Consider the following 21,887-nt stretch of genomic DNA (forward strand, 5'->3'; position numbering starts at 1 on the left):
CCGCTGGACGCTTGGGCTTTACACGATCCAAACATCGAATGTCGTCCTTTTTTGCCAAGTTCGCTCGGATTGGGGATCCCAGAACACTGCCGACACGGAAAACAACCGTCTTATCGGTCTCCCCAACCAGCACATCGTGGGCTTAACTTATGTGCCATGACCTCCCCCCGCTCCACCTATGGCGGCGGCTACTACTCCGCCTCCTTCCCGGACACCCCGATCTACGACTCCCTCGTGGCCGAGCGGGGCACCCCGCAGATCGCCCCGATCCGGGTCCCCTCCGCGTACGACGCGGTGAGCAACCTGCCCGCGCTCCCCTCGGCGCTGCCCGCCCTGCCGGCGGCTCCGTCCCCGCAGGCCCCCGCGTACGGCTACCCCGGCCCGCAGGCGCAGCAGCCGGCGCCGATCCACCAGGCCCCCACCGCCTACATCCCGCAGCAGGCGGCCGCGCCGCGCGGTTACCCCGGACCGCAGGCCCCGCAGCCGCCGCGTCCGATGGCGCAGGGTCCCGGCGGCAACGGCGGCGGCTACGAGGCGATGCGCCCGGCCGCGCCCCGGCCGCCGCAGCCGTCGTACCAGGACCAGTACAACAACCAGCAGTACCGCGGGTACTGAGCCGTCTCCCCTTCCGGCCCGCCGACTGGCATGGTGGTGCCATGGGGAATGCGTCGCTGCTGTCGATCCACGTCCATCCGGTCAAGGCGTTCCGGAGCCTCGCGCTCTCGGAAGCCGTGGTGGAGCCCTGGGGGCTGGCCGGAGACAGGCGCTGGGCGCTCGTCGACGACGGGGGAAAGGTCGTCACCCAGCGCGAACAGCCGCGCCTCGCACTCGCCGCCGCCGGGCTTCTGCCCGACGGCGGCATCGTGCTGTCGGCACCTGGCCGGTCCGCGCTCACGGTGCCCGTCCCCGAGCCGGCGGAAACGCTGACCATCGACGTCTTCGGGACCAAGGTGGAGGCGGTCCTGGCCCACGAGGCCGCGCATCGCTGGTGCGCCGCGTATCTGGGGGCCGGCGTCCGGCTGGTCCACCTCGACGATCCGGCGACCCGCCGCCCCGTCGACCCCGCCTACGCGCTTCCCGGTGAGACGGTCAGCCTCGCCGACGGCTACCCCCTCCTGGTGACCACGCTCGCCTCGCTCGACGCCCTCAACTCCCTGCTGGCCGGGGGCCGGCACGCGGACGAGGGTCCGCTGCCCATGAACCGGTTCCGGCCCAACCTGGTCGTGGCGGGCACCGAGGCCTGGGCCGAGGACCACTGGTCGCGGATCTCCGTCGGCGACGTCGTGTTCCGGGTGGCCAGAACCTGCGGCCGCTGCGTCGTGACCACCACCGACCAGGACTCCGCCGTACGCGGGCGCGAGCCCCTGCACACGCTGGCGCGGCACCGCAGGCGTGCCGGGCAACTGGTGTTCGGCCAGAACCTCGTGCCGCTCACGCCGGGCACCGTCCGGGTGGGCGACCCGGTGCGCGTGCTCGGGTGACGGGCCGCTCACCCGTGCCACCGAACTGCCGCGGCGGACGGGAACCGGGGGCGGGTCCTCGTCGTTGGGCTGTCTGAGAGATCCGTGAGACGTACCGGTCCGGCGTGATGCCGCTCTCCTCCCGGCGGGGACCGAGGGGTGGGCGACGGCGGCGGGAGAGGACGTCCCGGAGCCGAAGGGGGTGGGGAACGTGCGGGCTCTGAGCGGTCTGTGGCGCTGGCGGCGCAATCAGCTGTGCCGGGCGACCGACCTGGCCGAGGCCTGGCTGGCACTCGCGGCACTGCTGCTGATCGTGGTGGCCGCCCCGGTGAGCGGCTTCCTGACCGGTACGGCCGCCCAGGACTCCCTGCAGCGGTCGGCGGGCGCGCAGCAGCGCTCCCGCCATCTGGTCACGGCGACCGTCGTACGACGGCTGGGCGGCGCGCCGCCGGAGGTCGAGTCCGACATCGGCGCCGCGCGCGAGACGCGTAGCCGGGTCCTGGCCGACTGGGCCGCGCCCGACGGCACATCGCGGCACGGTGCGACCCTGGCGGACATCGAGTCCCCGCACCGCGGCGACCACTTCGGCCTCTGGACGGATCCGCGCGGCCGAATAACGACCCGTCCCCTGGACACGGAGACGGCGACGACGCACGCGGTCCTCGCCGGGGTCGGCGCGGCCCTGGCGACCGTGGCCGTGGTCGAGACGGTCCGGCGCCTGATCGTCTGGAACATGGTCCGCCGCCGGTACGCCCGTTGGGACCAGGCATGGGACCGGGCGGGCCCCGACTGGGGAAAGGCGGGCACGGGCAGCTGACCACGTTCCGCCTCTGGTCAACCCACCGCACGCGGGCACGCTACGGTGGACCGGCCGAGTCGCATTCGGCATCGACCCGCGCGCGAGCGAGCCGAAAGGGCGCGCCGGTGTCCGGCACGCGATCACGCGGCGGCCCAGGGGCCGGACGCGGTCGCGGCACCGGGACCGGCTGCGGCGCCCCGCAGGTGAACGAGCGCGAGTACCACGAGGTGGGGGCACAGCAACGCCATGGCACAGGGCACGGTCCAGGTGACGCACACCGGTACATCGCGGTGGCGCCGCCGCACGGGTGAGTACGCTTCGCTCGCCGCAGCCCTGGAGGCCGCCGCCGAGGGTGACGTCCTCACCATCGCCCCCGGCACCTACCGGGAGAACCTGGTCGTCCAGCGGGCGGTGACGCTGCGTGGCCCCGAGGGGTCGTCGGGCTCGGTGCGGATCGCGCCGTCGGACGGGGTGCCGCTGACCGTGCGCGCCTCGGCGGTGGTCCAGGGCCTGCACGTGGAGGGACAGGACTCCGCCGCGCCCGCGCTCCTGGTGGAGGAAGGCACGCCCGAACTGACGGACCTGCGGATCGTGGCCCGCTCCGCCTCGGGCATCGAGGTGCGGGGAGCGGCCCGGCCGACCGTGCGCCGCTGCACGGTCGACAATCCGGCCGGCATCGGCATCGCCGTGCTCGACGGCGGCAGCGGGGTGTTCGAGGAGTGCGAGATCGTCGCCGCCGGTCAGGCGGGAGTGGCGGTGCGCGGCGGCGGACACCCGCGTCTGGAGCGCTGCAGGGTGCACCACGCCTCCGGCACCGGGCTGAGCGCGACGGGTGAGAACTCCTCGCTGGAGGCGGTCGGTTGCGAGGTGTACGAGGTACGGGGCTCGGGGGTGCAGGTGACCCAGCGGGCCACGGCGCATCTCACCGACTGCGATGTGCACCGCACGTCGGCCGACGGTGTCACGCTCGACACGGACGCGGTGCTGACGCTCGCCGACTGCCGGATCCACGACATCCCGGAGAACGCGATCGACCTCCGGTCCCGTTCGGTGCTGACGCTGACCCGGACGACGGTGCGCCAGTTCGGGCGCAACGGCCTGTCGGTGTGGGACCCGGGCACGCGGGTGGACGCCAACCAGTGCGAGATCTTCGACAGCACCGGTGACTATCCCGCGGTGTGGGTGAGCGACGGCGCCACGGCCGTGCTCGACTCATGCCGGGTGCACGACGTGCCGGACGCGCTGTTCGTGCTCGACCGCGGCTCGCGCGCCGACGTCGTGGACAGCGATCTGTCCCAGGTGCGCAACACGGCCGTGTCGGTGAGCGACGGGGCGACGGCCCAGCTCGACGACTGCCGGATCCGGGAGGCGGCCACCGGTGCCTGGTTCCGCGACCACGGCAGCGGCGGCACGCTCAGCAACTGCACCCTGGACGGCACCCAGACCGGCGTGATCGTCACCAAGGGCGCCGACCCGACCATCGAACGCTGCACGGTCGTTTCGCCCGCGGAGGCGGGGTTCTACGTGTCCGCCGGCGGGCGGGGCAGCTTCCTGGACTGCCGGGTCAACGACAGCGGCGGCTACGGCTTCCACGTGCTCGACGGCTGCCGTACGACGCTGCGCAAGTGCCGTACGGAGCGGTGCGCGCGCGGCGGGTTCGAGTTCGCCGACGCCGGGGCGGGCGCCAACCCGGGCTCGGGTCCGGTGGTGGAGGACTGCAGCAGCGACGAGAGCGGCGGCCCGCGCACGCCGGCGCCGCGCGAGACGGCCGTACAGACCTCGTCCCCCTCCACCGGCGGGCTGCTCGGCGCGATCCCCGGCCAGCGCGACACGGAACCGGAGGCGCTCGCCGCCCCGGCCGAGCCGGAGCCGGCCCGGACCTCGAAGGCCGTGCTCGGGGAACTGGACGCGCTGGTCGGCCTGGACAGCGTCAAGCGCGAGGTGCGGGCGCTGACCGACATGATCGAGGTGGGCCGGCGCCGGCAGCGTGCGGGCCTCAAGGCGGCCTCGGTGAAGCGGCATCTGGTCTTCACCGGCTCCCCCGGCACGGGCAAGACGACGGTCGCCCGGCTGTACGGCGAGATCCTCGCCTCCCTCGGGGTGCTGGAGAAGGGCCATCTGGTCGAGGTGTCCCGGGTCGACCTGGTCGGCGAGCACATCGGTTCGACGGCGATCCGCACCCAGGAGGCCTTCGAACGGGCCCGCGGCGGTGTGCTGTTCATCGACGAGGCGTACGCGCTGTCGCCGGAGGACGCGGGACGCGACTTCGGCAAGGAGGCCATCGACACGCTGGTGAAGCTGATGGAGGACCACCGGGACGCGGTGGTGGTGATCGTCGCGGGTTACACGGCGGAGATGGAGCGCTTCCTGACCGTCAACCCCGGCGTGGCGTCGCGTTTCTCCCGCACGATCACCTTCGGCGACTACAGCCCGCAGGAGCTGCTGAGGATCGTCGAGCAGCAGGCGGACGAGCACGAGTACCGGCTGGCACCGGGCGCGCCGGAGGCGCTGCTCACCTACCTCGCGGCGATCCCGAAGGGACCCGCGTTCGGCAACGGGCGCACGGCGCGGCAGACGTTCGAGGCGATGGTGGAGCGTCATGCGAGCCGCGTCGCCCAGCTCGACGACCCGAGCACCGACGATCTGACGCTGCTGTACGACGAGGACCTCCCGGAGCCTCGCTGAGCGGACCCGGTCCCCGGCCGTCAGGCGGCCGGCGGCACCGGGTCGGGCCGCGGCGCCGGCACCTCGGGGCTGAGGCGGGCCAGAAGGCGGGCGCGCTCGCGGGCGAAGACCGGGTCGGCCTGGTAGTCGGAGTGGCCGAGTATCGGGGCCGGGAGCGGGTGTTCGGCGCTGCGGCCGTAGGCGAGGGGGTCGCGCAGCGGTTCGTGGTCGACGTCCGCACCCGTGGCGGACCGGACGCGGACGGGGCCGCCGATCGGGTCGGTGGGCCGGTAGAGGTTGCGCCAGGTGGCGACGTCGCGGTGCAGGGCGGTGAGGGCGGCCGGGCCGAAGTGTGCGGGGAACCAGCGGCCGTACAGCCGCTCCAGCGGTGAGCCGTAGGTCAGCAGGGCGACCCGTTCGCGGACCGCGGGTGTGAGCTGCCAGGCCGCGGCGGCGGCGAGGACGCTGCCCTGGGAGTGGCCGGACAGGACCAGCCGGCCGCCGGTGCGTTCGGTCCAGGTGGCCATCCGCCAGGTCAGGTCGGGGACCGCGCGCTCGGCGTAGCAGGGCGGGGCGAAGGGGTGGGCGGCGCGGGGCCAGAAGGTGCCGATGTCCCAGAGGATGCCGATGGTGCGCCGGGCGGAGGCGTTCTTGTAGGCACGGCGGCCCAGGGTGACGAACAGCAGGAAGCCGACGCCGGCCAGCCAGGAACCGAGGTTCTGCGAGGTCTCGACCGTCGCCCGGACCACGCCGTGGGTCCGGGCCGCCGCGCCGCCCGGGGACTCGCCGGTCGCCAGGGCGCCGGTCAGGGTGCCCGCGCCCAGCAGCAGGGTGGTGGCGAAGAGCACGGCGACGACCAGGGGCGCGCGGTCGGTGAGGGTGGCCATGGCGCGGGCCTGGGCGATGCTCCGGGTGCGGGAGCGGTCCTCGGGTTCGTCAGGGTGCTCGCGGTGTACGCGGGCGCGTTCCGCGCGGGCGAGGCGGGCTGCGCGCCGCGCCAGCACGGAGGCGACGGCGAGCAGGACGGCGAGGAGCGGCGGGATCGCGGAGGCCTGCCAGGTGAGCAGCACGGGCGGCCCGGTCAGGGAGGCGCGGGTGCCGTCGAGCCAGTCGGCGACCCGCAGGGCGATACCGGCGGAGACGACGCCGCCGAGGGCGCAGGCGAGCAGCGCGACCGCCGGTCCGCCGAGACCGCGCATCCCGGTACGCGGTTCGGGGTTGCGCCGGTAGAGGTCGTGGGCGACGGCGGCGAGGGCGAGGGCCAGCAGTCCCTGGGCCAGCATGAGGGCGCTGAAGGCCGGGTCGCCGGGGAGCCGGCCGGCGGACTGCCAGCCGGGCCGGGACCAGCCGGCGTACAGCTCGGCGAGGAGCAGCAGGCCCAGGGCGCCCAGGGGGAGACGGCGTTCGAGGCGGAGGTCGAGGGTGCGGTCGAGGCGTACCTCGCTGCGGCCCCGGCGGCAGACCACCGCGACCACGGCGACGGCCCAGCCCAGCAGGGCCGCGCCGAGCAGGGCGCCGAGGACGTCCGATGCGGAGACCCTTCCCGTGCGGTGGTCGAAGCGCGCGGCCGGTGCGGCGACGGCGGCCGCGACGGTCAGCAGGCCCGCCGCGGTGTGGGCCGCGCGCAGTCTGGCGACGAGCCGGCGGCCGTACCAGAATCCGGGCCGGGCCAGGGCGCTGCCGTCGTCGCCCGGTTCGGGCACGCGGGGCATCGGCCGGTGGGACTCGTAGGCCCGCCAGGTGCGCCGGGAGAGGTACCAGAGCAGGCCGGTGAGCGCGGCGGGGGCCACGGCGGCGAGCGCGAGCCGGCGCCCGGGCATGCTCCACCAGCCGCCGTGGGAGGCGGCCGGCGAGAGGAACGACAGCCAGGAGTGCCTGCGGGCGCAGGCGGGAACACCGGCGCACTGCCAGGCCACCAGGTCCAGGGCGACCTCGCAGGCCGCGGCCACGAACAGCACGGTCAGGGTGAGCGCGGCCAGCCGGACGAGGAGGCCGTACAGGCGGACCGTGCGGGTGCGGCCGCGGGCGGCGGGGCGCATCCAGTGGGCGAGGTTCACCACCATGAAGGGGAGCAGCAGCAGCCACAGGACGCGGGTGCCGTCGCCGGAGGTGAGGTTGCACCAGACGTACGCCTCGGGCACGGGGGCCTCGCGGCGCGCCGCTCCGGCGGTCCCGGCGGCCGGGGCGGTGCCGGGTCTTTCGGCGTCGTCGGCGTCCTCGGCCCGCCGGAAGACGGCGGCGGTGTCGTCGCCGGTGATCCGGACGGTGCGCGGGTCGCCGAGCATCTTCTCCGGGGTGGTGCCGCCGACCCCGTGCACCAGCAGTTCCAGGCCGCGTTCCGCCTGCGCGGGCCGCGCGGGGGCATGGCCGGTTCCCGGTCCTGTGGTGCGTTCCTGCGCCCGTTCCACTGTCTCGCACATCCCCCATGGCATATCGGAAGACCTGAGTGGTGCGCGAGGGGGATTGCCGGTGCCGGGGCCACTTACACCTCCCGTCACGGAATCTCCCCGATACGTGTGACGGGGGCCTTGGGGAAGCCGCCTCGGAGGGTCGCCCCGGGCAGCCCGCACGGCAGGCGCGCGCCGTGACAGCCGGTGGCGCACCCGGTGCGGACCCGTGAAAGGATGGGGCGCCCGCGCGGCTGCGGACGACCGGAACGGCCAGGTCGGGACAGGCGCGCCGGGGGTGTCGGACGGGTTTGCGGCGAAAGGACCGGAGCGTACGTGAGCGAGAATCAGAACCTCCTCGCGGAGCAGCGCCGCGCCCTGATCGTGGACGAGGTCCGGCGCCGGGGCGGTGTCCGCGTCAACGAACTGACCCGCAAGCTCGGCGTGTCCGACATGACCGTGCGCCGCGATCTGGACGCGCTGGCCCGCCAGGGCGTGCTGGAGAAGGTGCACGGCGGCGCGGTGCCGGTGCTGGAGGCGAGCACGCACGAGCCCGGTTTCGAGGCCAAGTCGGGTCTGGAGCTGAGCGCCAAGGAGGACATCGCGCGCGCCGCGGCGCGTCTGGTGCGGCCGGGCACGGCGATCGCGCTGTCCGGCGGTACGACGACGTACGCGCTGGCCCAGCATCTGCTGGAGGTGCCCGACCTGACCGTGGTGACGAACTCGGTGCGGGTCGCCGACGTCTTCCACTCGGCCCAGCGCACCGCGGGGCAGCGGCCGGGCGCGGCGACGGTGGTGCTGACCGGCGGGGTGCGCACCCCGTCCGACTCGCTGGTGGGGCCGGTGGCGGACCAGGCCATCGCCTCGCTCCACTTCGATCTGCTCTTCCTCGGCGTGCACGGCATATCGCCGCGGGCCGGCCTGTCCACGCCGAACCTCGCGGAGGCGGAGACCAACCGGCGCCTGGTGCAGTCCGCGCGCCGGGTCGTGGTGGTCGCCGACCACACCAAGTGGGGAACCGTGGGCCTGAGTTCCTTCGCCACGCTGGACCAGGTGGACATCCTGGTGACGGACGCGGGGCTGCCCGTCGAGGCGCGGGAGGAGATCTCCGAGCACCTGCGCCGGCTCGTGGTGGCGGGCGAACCCGACGACGGCGAGGTCCCGGCGGAGCCCGGGGAGCCCGAGAGAACCGCGGACGCCGGGGAGTCCCGGGCGGCCGGGGACGCCTGACGGTCCGGCACCCCCGCGTGGTGCGGGGGCGGACGGCGGGCCGGTCCGTTCAGTCCGGCCAGACGCCCGTCGCCAGGAGGGAGTCGATCGCCGCCGTGTACGGGGTGATGTCGAGGCTCTGCTCCTCCAGCCAGCTGTCGGAGTAGTACTTGTCGAGATAGCGGTCGCCCGGATCGCACAACAGGGTGACCACACTGCCGGTACGGCCCTCGGCCACCATCTCGGAGACGATCTTCAGCGCGCTCCACAGGCCCGTTCCGGTCGAGCCGCCCGCCTTGCGGCCGATGCCGCGTTCCAGGGCGCGCACGGCGGCCACGCTGGCGGCGTCCGGAACCTTCATCATGCGGTCGATCGCCCCGGGGACGAAGCTCGGCTCCATGCGGGGCCGTCCGATCCCCTCGATCCGGGAGCCGCAGTCGCAGGTCACGTCCGGGTCGCCGGTGGTCCAGCCCTCGAAGAAGCAGGAATTCTCGGGGTCGGCGACACAGATCCGGGTGTCGTACTGCATGTAGTGCACATAGCGGGCGAGGGTCGCCGAGGTGCCGCCGGTGCCGGCCGTGGCGACGATCCAGGCGGGTTCCGGGAAGCGCTCCAACTCCAGCTGGCGGAAGATGGATTCGGCGATGTTGTTGTTGCCCCGCCAGTCGGTGGCGCGCTCGGCGTAGGTGAACTGGTCCATGTAGTGGCCGCCGGTCTCCGCCGCGAGGCGCGCCGACTCCTCGTACATCGTCCGCGGGTCGTCCACGAAGTGGCACTGCCCGCCGTGGAACTCGATGAGCCGGCACTTCTCCGTGCTCGTGGTGCGCGGCATGACCGCGATGAAGGGCACGCCGACGAGCTTGGCGAAGTACGCCTCGGAGACGGCGGTCGAGCCGCTGGACGCCTCGATCACCGGGCGGCCGGGCCTGATCCAGCCGTTGCAGAGGCCGTAGAGGAAGAGGGAGCGCGCGAGACGGTGCTTGAGGCTGCCGGTCGGGTGGGTGGACTCGTCCTTCAGGTAGAGGTCGATGCCCCATTCCTCGGGCAGCGGGAAGCGCAGCAGGTGCGTGTCCGCGGAGCGGTTCGCGTCGGCCTGGACCTTGCGTACGGCGTCTTTCAGCCAGTCGCGGTAGGCCGCGTCGGTGCGGTCGACGTCGAGGGTGGCGCCGGTCCGGGTCTGCTGGGTGGTGCTCACGGGAAGGCTCCTCACACTGGGCGCCGACGCGTGGGGCATCGGCGGCGCCTCAGCCTCGCACGGCGGACGCTTCGATCATAGACACCTCGCACACCGCCTCCCACCTGCATAAACACATCTTTGAGCCGGCCAAAGAGAGGCTGGGGCACACGCGTGCGAGAGCGCACTCGCGGATGGCCGGGACCGTTTCGGGCGCCCGGCGCGCGCCCCCTGTGCGCACTGGCGCTCCGGTCCGCACCGGGGCAGACTGCACCGGTCGGGGCGACCGTCCCGGCCCGGGACACACCCCCTGCCCGGCTCATCGGGGCGGGTGCCGCGGAAACGGCGACGGAAACCTTTCTGCCGAACGGTTTCCCGAAGTGGTTCGGTGGAGTGGTTCGGTGGAGTGGTGCCGCGAAGCGGTCCGGGCGCGCAAGCGCCTGGGCGGCGGGCGCGGTCCGGGACGCGCAGGGCAGGGCACGGCCGCGACGGCCGCGCGCGGACCGGACGCGGACACGGCCGCACCGGCACACGGCCGGTCCCGTGCCCGGGAAGGCCGGCGCCGAACGGGCGGGGTTCGAGGTACGGCGAGATGGGCGCACGAGGGGGCGGCGAGGATGGCGGAGCCCGAGTTCACGGCCAGGGGCGTGCGGATCGGCAAGGGGTTGCGTTCGCTGACCCGGGCCGGACGCGTCCGGATCAGCGGCGGCCGGGTGGAGTTGCTCACCAGCTACGGCAGCGAGATCGACAGCGCGCCCGTACAGGAGGTGCGGGCGTCCCGGCCCTGGTTCGCCCCGGGGGACCGGGCGCGGGCCGACATCGACGGCAGGCGCTATCAGCTGACCCTGGGTGAGGAGGATCCCGCTCCGGGCGAGGCCGGTCCGCCGGCCGCGCGCCGGTTCATCGACGCGGTGCGCCGGGCGGCCGGACACGGCGGCTGAGCTGCGTCGTGTCGTGGCGACTTGCGGCAGCGCACCCCCTGCGTCACTCTGGTCTCACGTCACTCAGGGTTTACCGGCGGTTACGCTGCGAACCAGCCCGCCGGGCACGACAGCAGGCGGCCTTTCGACGCGAGCATCCTGCTGGATCCGCCGTTCTCCGTCCCCGCGCCGAAACGTGCTTTCTCCGCGTTCACTGTGGTCCCAGCGTCTTCAGCGTTCTCAGCGTTTCTGTGTTCTCTGTGTGGAACGTGTCCTACGTGTTTCTCCGTGTTCTCCGTGGTTTCCGGTTCCTCCGGACCCCTACATCGGGGAGTCGCAGCGTGATCAGTCACCCAAGCAGACACTGCACGGTGGAGCTGCAAGCCCTGCCGTCGCGGATCGGCCAGGTCCGCAGAATCGTATCTGCGCAGTTGCGCTACTGGCATCTGGATCCGTTGATAGACCGTGCCGCACTCGGCGTGACCGAGCTGCTGAGCAACGTCCACCGGCACGCCCGGCCCGACAAGGCGTGCACCGTCGAACTGGAGCTGCTGCCGGACCGGCTCACGGTCTCGGTACGCGACCACGATCCGCGGCTCCCGGTGGTGGCCGAAGCGGCGCAGGCGCTGGACGCCGCACCGCTGGCCACCTGCGGCCGGGGCCTCGCCATGGTGGCCGCGGTGAGCGAGAGCTGGGGAGCACGCCCGGACGGCGACGACGGCAAGGTCGTGTGGTTCACCCTGTCCGCACCCTCCCCCGCGCCCGTCCGGCCGGCCCGTTCGCCCGGCCACAGGCCGGAACCGGCGCCCGTGCCCCCGCCCACCGAGGTGGAGCGGCTCCAGCCCGCCTCGAATCCGGCCCAGGACCCCATGGTCGTCCATGTCTCGACCGTGGTCCGCACCCCGGTGACGGCACCCGTCGCCGCGGCGGCAACCGCTCCCGCCCGGTCGGCCGTTCCCGGCTGACCGGGCGGTGACCTCTCCCCCGCGGCGCGGTGACGCCCGGCGCGGGCAGGGACGGCAGAGGACGGAGAGGTGCGGGTGACGGGTCGCGACGACCCTGCGCCCGCACCTTCTTCGGCGTCCGCGCCTCCTTCTCCGGTCGCCGGACCCAGGTGCCGTCGGCCGGGGGCCGGCGGCCTCAATCCCCTGCGGAATCGGCGCCCATCGGCCTTCGGCCGGGAAGGCGGGACCGCACCGGGCCGTACGACGGGCGCGCGCACGGCATGGACGTCGCGGTCATGCCGTGCCGCCCCTCTCTGCGCGGCCGAACTGCTCCTCCAGGACGGACAGTCGGCGCCAGTACTCCTCCTCCTCGATCTCGCCCGCGGCGAAACGACGGCCGAGGACCGAGAGCGGGGAGCCGGCGGCGGAGCGGCCGCCGTCCAGGGCCCGCCAGGGGGCCACGCGGCCGCGCCACACGGTGCGCCGCAGCAGGGTGACGACGCCGGTGACGGCGGCCGCCCAGAGCAGCGGCAGGAAGAGGATCCACGGGCCGGGTCCGCCGTCCCAGCCTGCCAGGGTCTGTGTCATCTCGGTTCATCTCCGTGTTCGGTGGGGTGATCGGGCGATGCCCCGAGAATCCCCCGGCACGGGGGACGGAGTCGTCGTGCGGCCGGCGACGGTTCGCGTACCGCTCCGGGAGTACACCGCCCGGCGGGCGACTGCTCCGCGTGGAGATCGGCCGTCTTCGAGATTCTGTAACTACTGGTATGTACAGTGAGCCCGTGAACACGTCGGAACGACTCATCGAATCCACGCGCGAGCTGTTGTGGGAGCGCGGCTACGTCGGCACCAGCCCGAAGGCGATCCTGGAGCGCGCCGGCGCCGGCCAGGGCAGCATGTACCACCACTTCAAGGGCAAGCCGGATCTCGCGCTGGCGGCGATCCGGCGGACCGCCGAGGAACTGCGCGCCACCGCCGAGGCGGTTCTGGCCGGTCCGGGGACGCCGTACGAGCGCATCGAGGCGTATCTGCTGCGCGAGCGCGATGTGCTGCGCGGCTGCCCCGTCGGCAGACTGACGATGGATCCGGACGTGATCGCGAGCGACGAGCTGCGCGCGCCGGTGGACGAGACGATCGCGCGCATCCGCGGGCGGATCGCCGAGATCGTCGAAGAGGGCAAGCGGGACGGCCAATTCGCGCCGGAGCTGGACGGCGGGGAGATCGCCGCGGCCGTCCTCGCGACCGTACAGGGCGGCTACGTGCTGGCCCGCGCCTCCGGTTCGCCCGCCGCCTTCGACGCGGGCGTCCGCGGCCTGTTGTCCCTGCTGGCACCGCGGACCGTCGCGCACGGCGGCTGACGCACGCTCCGGCCGCCCGTCCACCGGGCCCGCCCGTCCGGGCACGCCCCGACCCGAGGAAGGACCGATCCATGCATGCCCTGCAGTACGAGGTGACGCTTCCCGCCGACTACGACCCGGGCGTCATCCGCGCGCGGGTCGCCCGGTCCGGGCACCTGCTCGACGACTGGGACGGCCTCGGCTTCAAGGCCTACCTGCTGCGCGAACGCGGAGTCCACGGCGCACCGGTCAACCAGTACGCCCCCTTCTACCTGTGGAACACCGTCGAGGGCATGAACCGCTTCCTCTGGGGCGGCGCCTTCCAGGGCTTCGTCGACGACTTCGGCCGCCCCGCCGTACGGCAGTGGACCGGCCTCGCGTACGAGGAGGCAGCCGGCGGCGACGTGACCGGCTCCCGTGCCGCGTTCGCGGTACGGCGGCGGCAACCGGTGCCGCAGGGAGGCGAGTTGACCACGCTCATGGAAGAGGCGGCCGTCGAGGTGCGGCGGCTGGCGGACGAGGAGGGTGCCGTGCTCGCGGCGGCGGCCGTCGATCCCCACCGCTGGGAGCTGGTGCACTTCTCCCTGTGGGAGCACGACGCCCCGAAGGCCGACGGAGACCTCTTCCAGGTGCTGCATCTCTCCGCGCCCGGGCTGGACCGCCTCCCCCGCGGCAAGCAGTGGTGAGCCGCGTCCGTACGGTGCTCGGGGACGTCCTGCCCGGGGAGCTGGGTGTCTGCGACGCCCACGACCACCTCTTCCTGCGCAGCCCCCTGCTGCCCGGCCAGGAGCTCGACGACGTCACCGCCGCGCGGGCCGAGCTCGCGGCGTTCCGTGCGGCGGGCGGCACCGCGCTCGTGCAGTGGACGCCGTACGGCATGGGGCGCCGGGCGGCGGACCTGCCCGGGCTGTCCCGCGCCACGGGGGTGCGGGTGGTCTGTGCGACGGGGCTGCACCAAGCGGCCCACTACCGGGCGGAGTTGCTCGACGGGCTCCGTGGCCGGCTCGCCGAGGTCTTCGTGTCGGAGCTGACCGAGGGGATCGGATCCTCGGGGGTGCGGGCCGGACTGATCAAGGTGGCGGGCGGCTTCCACGGCCTGGACGCCCATGCCCGCTGGACGATGGCCGCCGCGGCCGAGGCCCACCACGCGACGGGGGCGCCGATCGCCGTCCATCTGGAGCTGGGCACCGGGGCGCTGGACGTACTCGACCTGCTGTGCGGGGAGTTGGGCGTGCCCGGGCACCGGGTGATCCTCGGCCATCTCAACCGCTCCCCCTACACCGTGACGCACCGGCAGGCCGCGGAGTCGGGTTGCTGGCTCGCCTTCGACGGGCCTTCACTCGCACATCACGCCACCGACTGGCGCATGCCGGAGGCCGTACGGGCCCTGGCGGAGGCCGGGTTCGGGGACCGGGTGCTGCTCGGCGGGGACACCGTGGTCGCGGGAGCGCGGTCGGTGAGCGGCGGCGGCCCGGGGCTTCCCGGCCTGCTGCGCCGGGTACGGCCCCGGCTGGCCGCGTCGCTGGGAACGGAGCTGGTGGACCGGATCCTGACGGAGCATCCGGGGCGGGCGTTCGCGGTCGACTGGGAGTGACGGCCGGCGCTGCCCCGCCCCGACAGCCGCGGCGGCAGCGGCAGCGGCAGCGGCAGCGGCAGCGGCAGCGGCAGCGGCAGCGGCAGCGGCAGCGGCAGCGGCACGGTGACATACAGGGATCTCTGACGCCGGTGGCCGACGGCCGGTTCGGGACGGAGGCCGGACAGTCGACCGTGCGGCTGCCTGGGCCCGCACCTCGGCCCCGACGGCCACACGTCGGCCGCGTAGGCCACACGTCGGCCGCGTAGGCCACACGTCGGCCGCGTATGCGGGCCGGGGTGCGCGGGGCACCACGGTCGGTCAGCGGAGCGCGCCCAGTGGATCGTCCAGCACCGGCTGCCAGGCCAGTTCGGCCGCGCCGACCAGGCTGTCGTGGTCCAGGGTGCAGGGCAGGATGGGGACTCCGCCGCTCTGCCCCCACAGACTGCGGTCGGCGACGACCGCCCGCAGGCGCCCGGGGTCGGCCTCCAGGAGCGTGCGGTGCAGGCCGCCGAGGATGATGCGGTCGGGGTTCAGGATGTTGACCAGGCCGGCGAGGCCGAGGCCGAGGCGGTCGATCAGGACCTCGGCGGCGGTGCGCACGGCGGGGTCGTCGTACCGGGTGCGCAGCAGGTCGTCGGCCTGCTGGAGCAGGGAGACCTCGGGTCCCGGGTCGCGGCCCGCCTCGACGAGCAGCGCGAGCGGGTCCGCCTCGACGTCCAGGCAGCCCCGGCTGCCGCAGTGACAGGGGCGGCCCTCGGGGTTGACGGTGAGGTGGCCGACCTCCAGCGCGAGACCCGAACTGCCGGTGTGCAGACGGCCGTCGAGGACCAGCGCGCCGCCCACACCGCGGTGCCCGGTGGCCACGCACAGCAGGTCCCGGGCGCCCCGGCCGGCGCCGTGCCGGTGTTCCGCGAGCGCGGCGAGGTTGACGTCGTTGCCCGCGAAGGCGGGACCGGTGATGCCGGCGGCGGCGACGCACTCCGCGAAGAGCCGGCGGACCTCCGCGCCGGCCGGCCAGGCGATGTGCAGGGGGTTGAGGGCGAGACCGCCGGGTTCGGCGACCGCGGACGGCACGGCGAGTCCCGCGCCCACACAGCGCCGGCCCGTCTCGCGCAGGAGTGCCGCGCCCGCCTCGACGACCGAGCCCAGCACCTTCGCCGGGTCGGCGTCGACCGTCTCGCAGCCCGGAGCGGTCGCCACGACACGGCCGCCGAGGCCGACCAGCGCGGCGCGGAACCCGTCGGCGTGGACCTGTGCGGCGAGCGCCACCGGGCCGTCCTCGGCGACCTCCAGCCGGTGCGAGGGCCGTCCCTGCGCGCCGGCCGCCGCGGTGGGCCGGGCGTCCACCCGGATCAGGCCCAGGGCCTCCAGCTCGGCGGCCACCGCCCCGGCCGTCGCCCGGGTCACCCCGAGTTCGGCCGTGAGCACGGCGCGGGTCGGCGCGCGCCCGGTGTGCACCAGCTCCAGCGCGGGACCGAGCGCTCCGCGCCCCCGGTCCAGCCGCACCCTGGAGGTGTTCCCTTCCCCCGCCTTCCGGGGGGCCCCATCGCCGCTCATGAGGGCGAGTCTCCCATGATCCGCACCCGCTGCGGCCGGTGCGACGACACCGGGACCGGGAAGAGGCCGGGGCACCCCTGGCCGCTCCCCCTCAGGGCCCTCCCCGCCGGCCCCGCGGCCATCTCCGTACCGGGCCCCGCCTCACCCGTCGCGCATGTCCAGGCCGCTCACCCGCAACGTGATGTTCAGCCGTCCTGTCAGTCCCAGCCCGGCCGGGGCCGTGCCGGGGTGGACGCGTGGCACGCCGTGGTAGGCGAGACGGGACGGGCCCCCGAAGACGAACAGGTCGCCGCTGCGCAGCTCCACGTCCGTGTAGGGCCGGGTCCGGGTCTCGGTGTTGCCGAAGCGGAACACGCAGTTGTCACCGAGGCTCAGCGACACCACCGGCGCGGCGGATCTCTCGTCGGCGTCGCGGTGCATGCCCATGCGGGCGTCGCCGTCGTAGAAGTTGATCAGTGCGATGTCGTACGGATCCCGGGGAACCGCCGCCGGGCCGAGCGCGTCGGCGACCGCGCGGCGGCCCAGCTCGTCCAGCCAGGCCGGGAAGGGCTTCACGGGGGTGCCGTCGCCGTCGACGACCGTGCGGGCGTAGGCGTACGGGTACCAGTGCAGGCCCAGACACACCTGCCGGGCGCTCATCGTGCCGCCGCCGGGGATGCGGACGGTGCGCAGTCCGGCGGGGGGTCGCGCCCATTCCCGGCAGGCGTCGAGCAGCGCGCGCTGCCGGGCGTCGTCCAGCCAGTGCGGGACGTGCACGGCGCCCGGCGCGACCTCGGCCCGCCCCTGCGGGAACAGCTCCACGTCCATGCGCTCCATGGTGCCGCAGACCCGTCCGACCGGGTGTGAGCTGGGGCTCGGCTAGCCTGGAGCACGATGAACGACCGCATGACGACTCCGTGGGCCGAGCTCGAACTGTCCCGCCACCCCGAGGACCCCCGCGACCGGCTCCGTGCCTGGGACGCGTCCGACGCGTACCTGCTGCGCCACCTGGACGAGGAGAAGGTGCCGCTGACGGGCACCGTCGTGGTCGTCGGGGACCGCTGGGGCGCGCTGGCGACGGCGCTCGCGGACCACCGGCCCACCCAGATCACCGACTCCCACCTGAGCCAGGAGGCGACCCGGGCGAACCTGGCGCGAGCCGGCGTCGGACCCGGCGCCGTGCGACTGCTGACCACCCAGGATCCGGTGCCCGAGCGGGTGGACGTACTGCTGGTGCGCGTGCCCAAGAGCCTCGCGCTGCTGGAGGACCAGCTGCTGCGGCTCGCGCCCGCCGTGCACGCGGGGACGGTGGTGATCGGCACCGGCATGGTGAAGGAGATCCACACCTCCACGCTCCAGCTGTTCGAGCGGATCCTGGGGCCGACCCGGACCTCGCTGGCCCAGCAGAAGGCCCGGCTGATCTTCTGCACGCCCGACCCCGGGCTGGTGCGGCCCGCGAATCCCTGGCCGTACAGCTACACCCTGCCGGACGGCGTCGGCCCGGTCTCCGGGCACACCGTCGTCAACCACGCGGGCGTCTTCTGCGCCGACCGGCTCGACATCGGCACCCGCTTCCTCCTCCAGCATCTGCCGGCGGGCCCGCGCGGAGGCCGTGTGGTGGACCTCGGCTGCGGCAACGGGGTGGTCGGTACGGCGGTGGCACTGGCCGATCCGGAGGCCGAAGTGCTGTTCGTGGACGAGTCGTTCCAGGCCGTGGCGTCCGCCGAGGCGACCTACAAGGCCAACGGTGTGCCCGGACACGCGGAGTTCCGGGTCGGTGACGGGCTGGCCGGAGTGGCGCCCGCGAGTGTCGACCTCGTCCTGAACAACCCGCCGTTCCACTCGCATCAGGCGACGACCGACGCGACGTCCTGGCGGATGTTCACCGGGGCTAAGCGTGCGCTGCGGCCCGGCGGCGAGCTCTGGGTCATCGGCAACCGGCACTTGGGATACCACGTCAAGCTCAAGCGGCTGTTCGGGAACTGCGAACTGGTCGCCAGCGACAAGAAGTTCGTGCTGCTGAAGGCCGTCAAGCAGGGCGGCCGGCCCGCATCCGCGGAGTAGCTTCGTCCGCCGGGTGCCGTCCGGTGCCTCCGTCAAGTGCCGCCCGGCGGGAGGCTCTCGACGGGTCCTTGCCGGGTGCGTCCCGCGCGGTGCGCGGGGCGTCACAGGCCGCCGTAGTCGGCCTTCACGAAACCGGCGCCGCGCTGGTCGTTGCAGCCGGACTGCGGGCGGCCCGCCGGGTCGGGCCAGGACTGCTGGGCCTGGAGCGCCACGCTCACCAGGGTCAGCAGCAGGTCCACGTCGCTGCTGGCGTCGAGCCGGAGGGTCACCCACGGGGAGCCCGTCACGATACGGATGGGTCCGGAGCCGCTGAGGTCCTTGGCGAACCGCCGGATGGCCCGCTGGGTCAGCCGCAGGTCGACGTCCCGGTCCGAGTGGAAGTGGGCGATCTCGCCCTGAGCCGAACTCACCGCCTGTCCCAGGCCGCAGCTCGGGACGGTCTGTCTCAGATCCGGCCAGGTCGCCAGTTGCGCGAGCGCACGCGCGGCCAACGTCATGGTTCCATCATGGCCCGATCACTCGTCGGCAACCAGTTGGTGAGCAAGCATTAACCGGCCCGCATGCGGCAATATTTCAGACACTCGCACACATGGCCGACACCGGTAGGGTGACCGTGCGCATGCTCCGCGGACGGAACACGGCCGTGCAGGGTGCGGGTTGACCGTGGCGACCTGTGGTCGTCGGACAAGTCCTCGCTGGCCGACAGGGGTTGCCGCGCGCCCGGATCACGTCCACCGGGACCTGGACGCCGCCCGCTTCCCGGCCGGCCGACTCGCGCGCGCGTTCCCCTCCGCACCGGCGGGACCTCGACATGCACGGCCGGATGGATCCCCTCCGGCCGTCGACCGATCCGCACCCCGCACCGCACCCTCGGCACCTCGGTTTCCGGCCGCTTCCCCCCGAGCAGGCACCCTTGCCCGGCCTCCCGGCCCGTCCTAGGCTCCGTTTGTGCCGCAGATCAACAAAACGCGTCCGCACATCGTCGTGCCGAGCCGCGATCTCGCCGTTCTGCGGGCCGCGATCACCGCCTTCTTCGCACTGGACGGCTTCATCTTCGCGGGGTGGGTCGTCCGCGTCCCCGACATCAAGCGGCAGACCCACGCGTCCGCGGGCACGCTGGGGCTGGCGCTGCTCTGCGTCTCGGCCGGGGCCGTGCTGACCATGACGCTGACGGGACGGCTGTGTGCGCGCTACGGCAGTCACCGGGTGACCGTCGGCTGGATGGCGGTGCTCGCACCGAGCGTCGCACTGCCGCCGCTCACCCACTCGGCGACGGCACTCGGCGGTGTATTGCTCCTCTTCGGCTCGGCGTACGGCGGTGTGAACGTCGCCTTCAACAGCGCCGCCGTCGATCTCGTGGCCGCGCTGCGCAGACCGGTCATGCCCAGTTTCCACGCCGCCTTCAGCCTGGGCGGGATGGCCGGTGCGGGGCTGGGCGGACTCGTCGCCGGCTCGCTCTCCCCCAGGCAGCACCTGCTGGGACTCACCCTCGTGGGACTGACGGTCACCGCCGTGGCCGGACGCGCGCTGCTGCGGTACGAGGCTCCGGTGCCGGCGGAACGCCTGCGGCCGGGGCCGGCCGGGGGTGCGGTACGGCCCGAGCCGGGGGGCGGCGCGGCCCGGGCGGGATCGACCGGCCGTGCTGAACAGCCCGGTCCGCAGGGCGGTACAGCTCGCCCTGGATCAGAAGGCGACGCGGCGCGGCCGGAGGCGGTGAGCAGTGCTGCGCGGTCCCGGCGGCGCAAGCGGCGGCTGGTCGTCGTGTTCGGGCTGATCGCCCTCTGCGACGCCTACGGCGAGGGCGCCATGGCCGACTGGGGCGCTCTCCATCTGCGGCAGGACCTTGCGGCCTCGTCGGGCGTCGCAGCCGCCGGCTACGCCGGCTTCGCGTTCACGATGACCGTCGGGCGGCTCTCGGGAACGCGACTGCTGGAACGGCTCGGACGCGCTCGGACCGTGATCGCCGGTGGCGCGACCGCCGCGGCCGGCATGCTGCTCGGCTCGCTCGCCACCTCCCTCTGGTTGGCGTTGGCCGGTTTCGCCGTCGCCGGGCTGGGGCTGTCCAACATCTTCCCGGTCGCCATCGAGCGGGCAGGCGCGCTGGCGGGGCCGTCCGGCGTCGCCGTCGCCTCCACGCTCGGTTACGGCGGGATGCTCTTCGGGCCGCCCGCCATCGGGTTCGCGGCCGACCGGTTCTCCCTGTCCACGGCACTCACGAGTGTGGCGGTACTGGCGGCCGCCGCCGCGGTGACCGGGGTGTTCACGCGGCGCTCGCTGGGGAGTTGAGCGACGGCGCTCACCGGGCGGCCGCATCGCGCCGGACGCGTGGCAGCCACCGGGTCGGAACCGGCACGGTGGTCGAGCCGGGGCCGACACCAGCACCGGCACCGGCACCGGCACCGGCACCGAGGCGGGATCCTGCGCCACGCCGGACACGCGGGAGGGAGCACACGCGGCACCTATGCGATCACTTCAGGCACACTCGCCCCATGAACACCGCGGAATTCCTCGAAACACTGGATCTGGAAGGCCGGCTGCTGGCCGCCGCAGCGGCGGAGGCGGGTCCGGACGCCAAGGTTCCGGCGTGCCCGGAGTGGCAGGTCAGGGATCTGCTGCGGCACACGGGCGCGGTGCACCGCTGGGCTTCGGGATTCGTCGCCGAGGGCATCACCGAACCGCGGCCCATCGGCGACGGCCCCGACCTGGACGGGGCGGAACTGACGGACTGGTACCGGGAGAGTCACCGGCTGCTGGTCGAGACGCTGTCGGCGGCGCCAGCCGACACCGCTTGCTGGACCGTCCATCGCGCCCCCTCTCCCTCGCCGTCGGCGTTCTGGGCCCGGCGTCAGGCGCACGAGACGACCGTCCACCGGTACGACGCGGAAGAGGCCCGGGGTGGCATGCCGTCCCCGATCGCGGTGGAGTTCGCGGTGGACGGCATCGACGAGCTGCTGCGCGGGTTCCACGCCCGGTCGAGGAGCCGGCTGCGCACCGAGGTGCCGCGGGTGCTGCGGCTGCGGACGACCGATCCGGGCACGGAGGCGGTGTGGACCGTACGTCTGTCCACGGAGGCACCCGTGACCTCGCGGGACGCGACAGGCGAGGCGGATGCCGAACTGTGCGCGCCCGCCGACCTGTTGTATCTGGCCCTGTGGAACAGGGCGCCGCTGCCGAGGATCAGCGGGGACGACACCCTGGCGGAACTGTGGCGGGAGAAGGGCGGCATCGGCTAGAGGCGGACCGTCCGAAGCCGAACCCGTCGAACCGGCCGGAGCCGAACCCGCCGAACCCGAACCTGCCGAAGCTGAAACCGCCGAACCCGAACTCTTCGGAGTCGAACCGGTCGAAGCCACGCGCGCCGTCGCCCGCGCCGCGTGGCTTCGTCAGTGCGCCAGCATCCGCGCGAGCACCGCGCGCTGCACGGGCCGCACCTCGCCGTGCAGGCTGCGGCCCTTGGCGGTGAGCACCACCCGCACTCCCCGCCGGTCCTCGGGGCACATCGCCCGCTCGACGAGCCCGTCCTTCTCCAGGCGGCCGATCAGCCGGGACAGCGCGCTCTGGCTGAGATGGATCCGGTCCGAGATCTCCTGCACCCGGGAGGCGCATCCGGCGCCGGCGGCTCTGCGCTCGGCGAGCAGGTCGAGCACTTCGAAGTCGCTGGCGCACAGACCGTGTTCGCCGAGTGCGCGGTCGAGTTCACACTGGGTGCGGGCGTGCAGGGCGAGGATGCCCCGCCACTTCTCCACGAGGGTCCGCTCCGGTTCGTTCGCCGCCATGTGCGCACCGTAACAGAGGCGACGCACCGCCGCGCCCGCCA

At 73.9% G+C, this 21,887-nt stretch carries 20 protein-coding genes; 13 read left to right on the forward strand and 7 right to left on the reverse strand.

The window, feature by feature from the left end; translation table 11 throughout:
• The first annotated feature begins 156 nt into the window (after positions 1-156).
• The 4 genes from ACIPRD_RS12705 to ACIPRD_RS12720 all read left to right on the forward strand — a co-directional run bounded on the left by ACIPRD_RS12705 (position 157) and on the right by ACIPRD_RS12720 (position 4,944).
• Positions 157-615 carry a DUF6643 family protein gene (locus tag ACIPRD_RS12705; RefSeq protein WP_356401690.1) on the forward strand — a complete coding sequence of 153 codons (459 nt, stop codon included), beginning with the start codon at positions 157-159 and terminating at the stop codon, positions 613-615.
• A gap of 41 nt (positions 616-656) precedes the next feature.
• A complete protein-coding gene (locus ACIPRD_RS12710) occupies positions 657-1,481 on the forward strand; it encodes an MOSC domain-containing protein (protein WP_401562580.1) in 825 nt (274 codons plus the stop codon).
• 190 nt (positions 1,482-1,671) lie between these two features.
• Positions 1,672-2,277 carry a hypothetical protein gene (locus tag ACIPRD_RS12715; protein ID WP_401562582.1) on the forward strand — a complete coding sequence of 202 codons (606 nt, stop codon included), beginning with the start codon at positions 1,672-1,674 and terminating at the stop codon, positions 2,275-2,277.
• Between the two features lie 228 nt (positions 2,278-2,505).
• Positions 2,506-4,944 (forward strand): right-handed parallel beta-helix repeat-containing protein, encoded by a 2,439-nt coding sequence (locus tag ACIPRD_RS12720; RefSeq protein ID WP_401562584.1) that lies wholly within the window; start codon positions 2,506-2,508, stop codon positions 4,942-4,944.
• A gap of 20 nt (positions 4,945-4,964) precedes the next feature.
• On the opposite strand, the gene ACIPRD_RS12725 is transcribed toward ACIPRD_RS12720, so the two are convergent.
• Entirely contained in the window at positions 4,965-7,331 is a 2,367-nt protein-coding gene (locus ACIPRD_RS12725; RefSeq protein WP_401563175.1) for a hypothetical protein, read from the reverse strand.
• Between the two features lie 315 nt (positions 7,332-7,646).
• Between ACIPRD_RS12725 and ACIPRD_RS12730 the strand changes: the two genes are divergently transcribed.
• The gene (locus tag ACIPRD_RS12730; RefSeq protein ID WP_356401681.1) at positions 7,647-8,540 is read left to right on the forward strand and encodes a DeoR/GlpR family DNA-binding transcription regulator; all 894 of its coding nucleotides are present in this window, start codon (positions 7,647-7,649) and stop codon (positions 8,538-8,540) included.
• Between the two features lie 49 nt (positions 8,541-8,589).
• Here ACIPRD_RS12730 and ACIPRD_RS12735 read toward each other — a convergent pair whose 3' ends face one another.
• Complete coding sequence (locus ACIPRD_RS12735; RefSeq protein WP_356401679.1) at positions 8,590-9,714, reverse strand: PLP-dependent cysteine synthase family protein; 1,125 nt, start codon at positions 9,712-9,714, stop codon at positions 8,590-8,592.
• Between the two features lie 596 nt (positions 9,715-10,310).
• On the opposite strand from ACIPRD_RS12735, the gene ACIPRD_RS12740 reads away from it, so the two are divergent.
• Positions 10,311-10,634, forward strand: a complete 324-nt coding sequence (locus ACIPRD_RS12740; RefSeq protein WP_356401677.1) for a hypothetical protein — start codon at positions 10,311-10,313, stop codon at positions 10,632-10,634.
• Between the two features lie 320 nt (positions 10,635-10,954).
• A complete protein-coding gene (locus ACIPRD_RS12745) occupies positions 10,955-11,578 on the forward strand; it encodes an ATP-binding protein (RefSeq protein WP_401562586.1) in 624 nt (207 codons plus the stop codon).
• Positions 11,579-11,851: 273 nt separating this feature from the next.
• Here ACIPRD_RS12745 and ACIPRD_RS12750 read toward each other — a convergent pair whose 3' ends face one another.
• The gene (locus ACIPRD_RS12750) at positions 11,852-12,145 is read right to left on the reverse strand and encodes an SHOCT domain-containing protein (protein WP_401562588.1); all 294 of its coding nucleotides are present in this window, start codon (positions 12,143-12,145) and stop codon (positions 11,852-11,854) included.
• Between the two features lie 179 nt (positions 12,146-12,324).
• Between ACIPRD_RS12750 and ACIPRD_RS12755 the strand changes: the two genes are divergently transcribed.
• From ACIPRD_RS12755 to ACIPRD_RS12765, 3 genes are all read left to right on the forward strand, one after another.
• Positions 12,325-12,915, forward strand: a complete 591-nt coding sequence (locus ACIPRD_RS12755; protein ID WP_401562590.1) for a TetR/AcrR family transcriptional regulator — start codon at positions 12,325-12,327, stop codon at positions 12,913-12,915.
• A gap of 71 nt (positions 12,916-12,986) precedes the next feature.
• Positions 12,987-13,580 (forward strand): DUF4865 family protein, encoded by a 594-nt coding sequence (locus ACIPRD_RS12760; protein WP_401562592.1) that lies wholly within the window; start codon positions 12,987-12,989, stop codon positions 13,578-13,580.
• Positions 13,577-14,488 carry a phosphotriesterase gene (locus ACIPRD_RS12765; protein ID WP_401562594.1) on the forward strand — a complete coding sequence of 304 codons (912 nt, stop codon included), beginning with the start codon at positions 13,577-13,579 and terminating at the stop codon, positions 14,486-14,488. The genes ACIPRD_RS12760 and ACIPRD_RS12765 overlap by 4 nt, the downstream gene beginning before the upstream one ends.
• A 300-nt stretch (positions 14,489-14,788) precedes the next feature.
• On the opposite strand, the gene ACIPRD_RS12770 is transcribed toward ACIPRD_RS12765, so the two are convergent.
• Positions 14,789-16,027: an ROK family protein gene (locus tag ACIPRD_RS12770; protein ID WP_356401666.1), complete on the reverse strand. Its 1,239-nt coding sequence runs from the start codon at positions 16,025-16,027 to the stop codon at positions 14,789-14,791.
• A gap of 141 nt (positions 16,028-16,168) precedes the next feature.
• The gene (locus tag ACIPRD_RS12775; protein WP_401562596.1) at positions 16,169-16,834 is read right to left on the reverse strand and encodes an alpha-ketoglutarate-dependent dioxygenase AlkB family protein; all 666 of its coding nucleotides are present in this window, start codon (positions 16,832-16,834) and stop codon (positions 16,169-16,171) included.
• Between the two features lie 78 nt (positions 16,835-16,912).
• On the opposite strand from ACIPRD_RS12775, the gene ACIPRD_RS12780 reads away from it, so the two are divergent.
• Positions 16,913-18,070, forward strand: coding sequence for a methyltransferase (locus ACIPRD_RS12780; protein ID WP_401562598.1), 1,158 nt, complete (start codon positions 16,913-16,915; stop codon positions 18,068-18,070).
• Between the two features lie 101 nt (positions 18,071-18,171).
• On the opposite strand, the gene ACIPRD_RS12785 is transcribed toward ACIPRD_RS12780, so the two are convergent.
• Positions 18,172-18,567 carry a luciferase family protein gene (locus ACIPRD_RS12785; RefSeq protein ID WP_356401662.1) on the reverse strand — a complete coding sequence of 132 codons (396 nt, stop codon included), beginning with the start codon at positions 18,565-18,567 and terminating at the stop codon, positions 18,172-18,174.
• A 451-nt stretch (positions 18,568-19,018) separates the two neighbouring features.
• On the opposite strand from ACIPRD_RS12785, the gene ACIPRD_RS12790 reads away from it, so the two are divergent.
• Together ACIPRD_RS12790 and ACIPRD_RS12795 are read left to right on the forward strand one after the other, a co-directional pair.
• Complete coding sequence (locus tag ACIPRD_RS12790; RefSeq protein ID WP_401562600.1) at positions 19,019-20,356, forward strand: MFS transporter; 1,338 nt, start codon at positions 19,019-19,021, stop codon at positions 20,354-20,356.
• A 203-nt stretch (positions 20,357-20,559) separates the two neighbouring features.
• Positions 20,560-21,303, forward strand: a complete 744-nt coding sequence (locus tag ACIPRD_RS12795; protein ID WP_401562602.1) for a maleylpyruvate isomerase family mycothiol-dependent enzyme — start codon at positions 20,560-20,562, stop codon at positions 21,301-21,303.
• Positions 21,304-21,453: 150 nt separating this feature from the next.
• On the opposite strand, the gene ACIPRD_RS12800 is transcribed toward ACIPRD_RS12795, so the two are convergent.
• Positions 21,454-21,846, reverse strand: coding sequence for a MarR family transcriptional regulator (locus ACIPRD_RS12800; RefSeq protein WP_356401656.1), 393 nt, complete (start codon positions 21,844-21,846; stop codon positions 21,454-21,456).
• Positions 21,847-21,887 lie beyond the last annotated feature (41 nt).

This window comes from Streptomyces sp. NPDC090108 (genome assembly GCF_044747185.1).
Classification (GTDB): domain Bacteria; phylum Actinomycetota; class Actinomycetes; order Streptomycetales; family Streptomycetaceae; genus Streptomyces.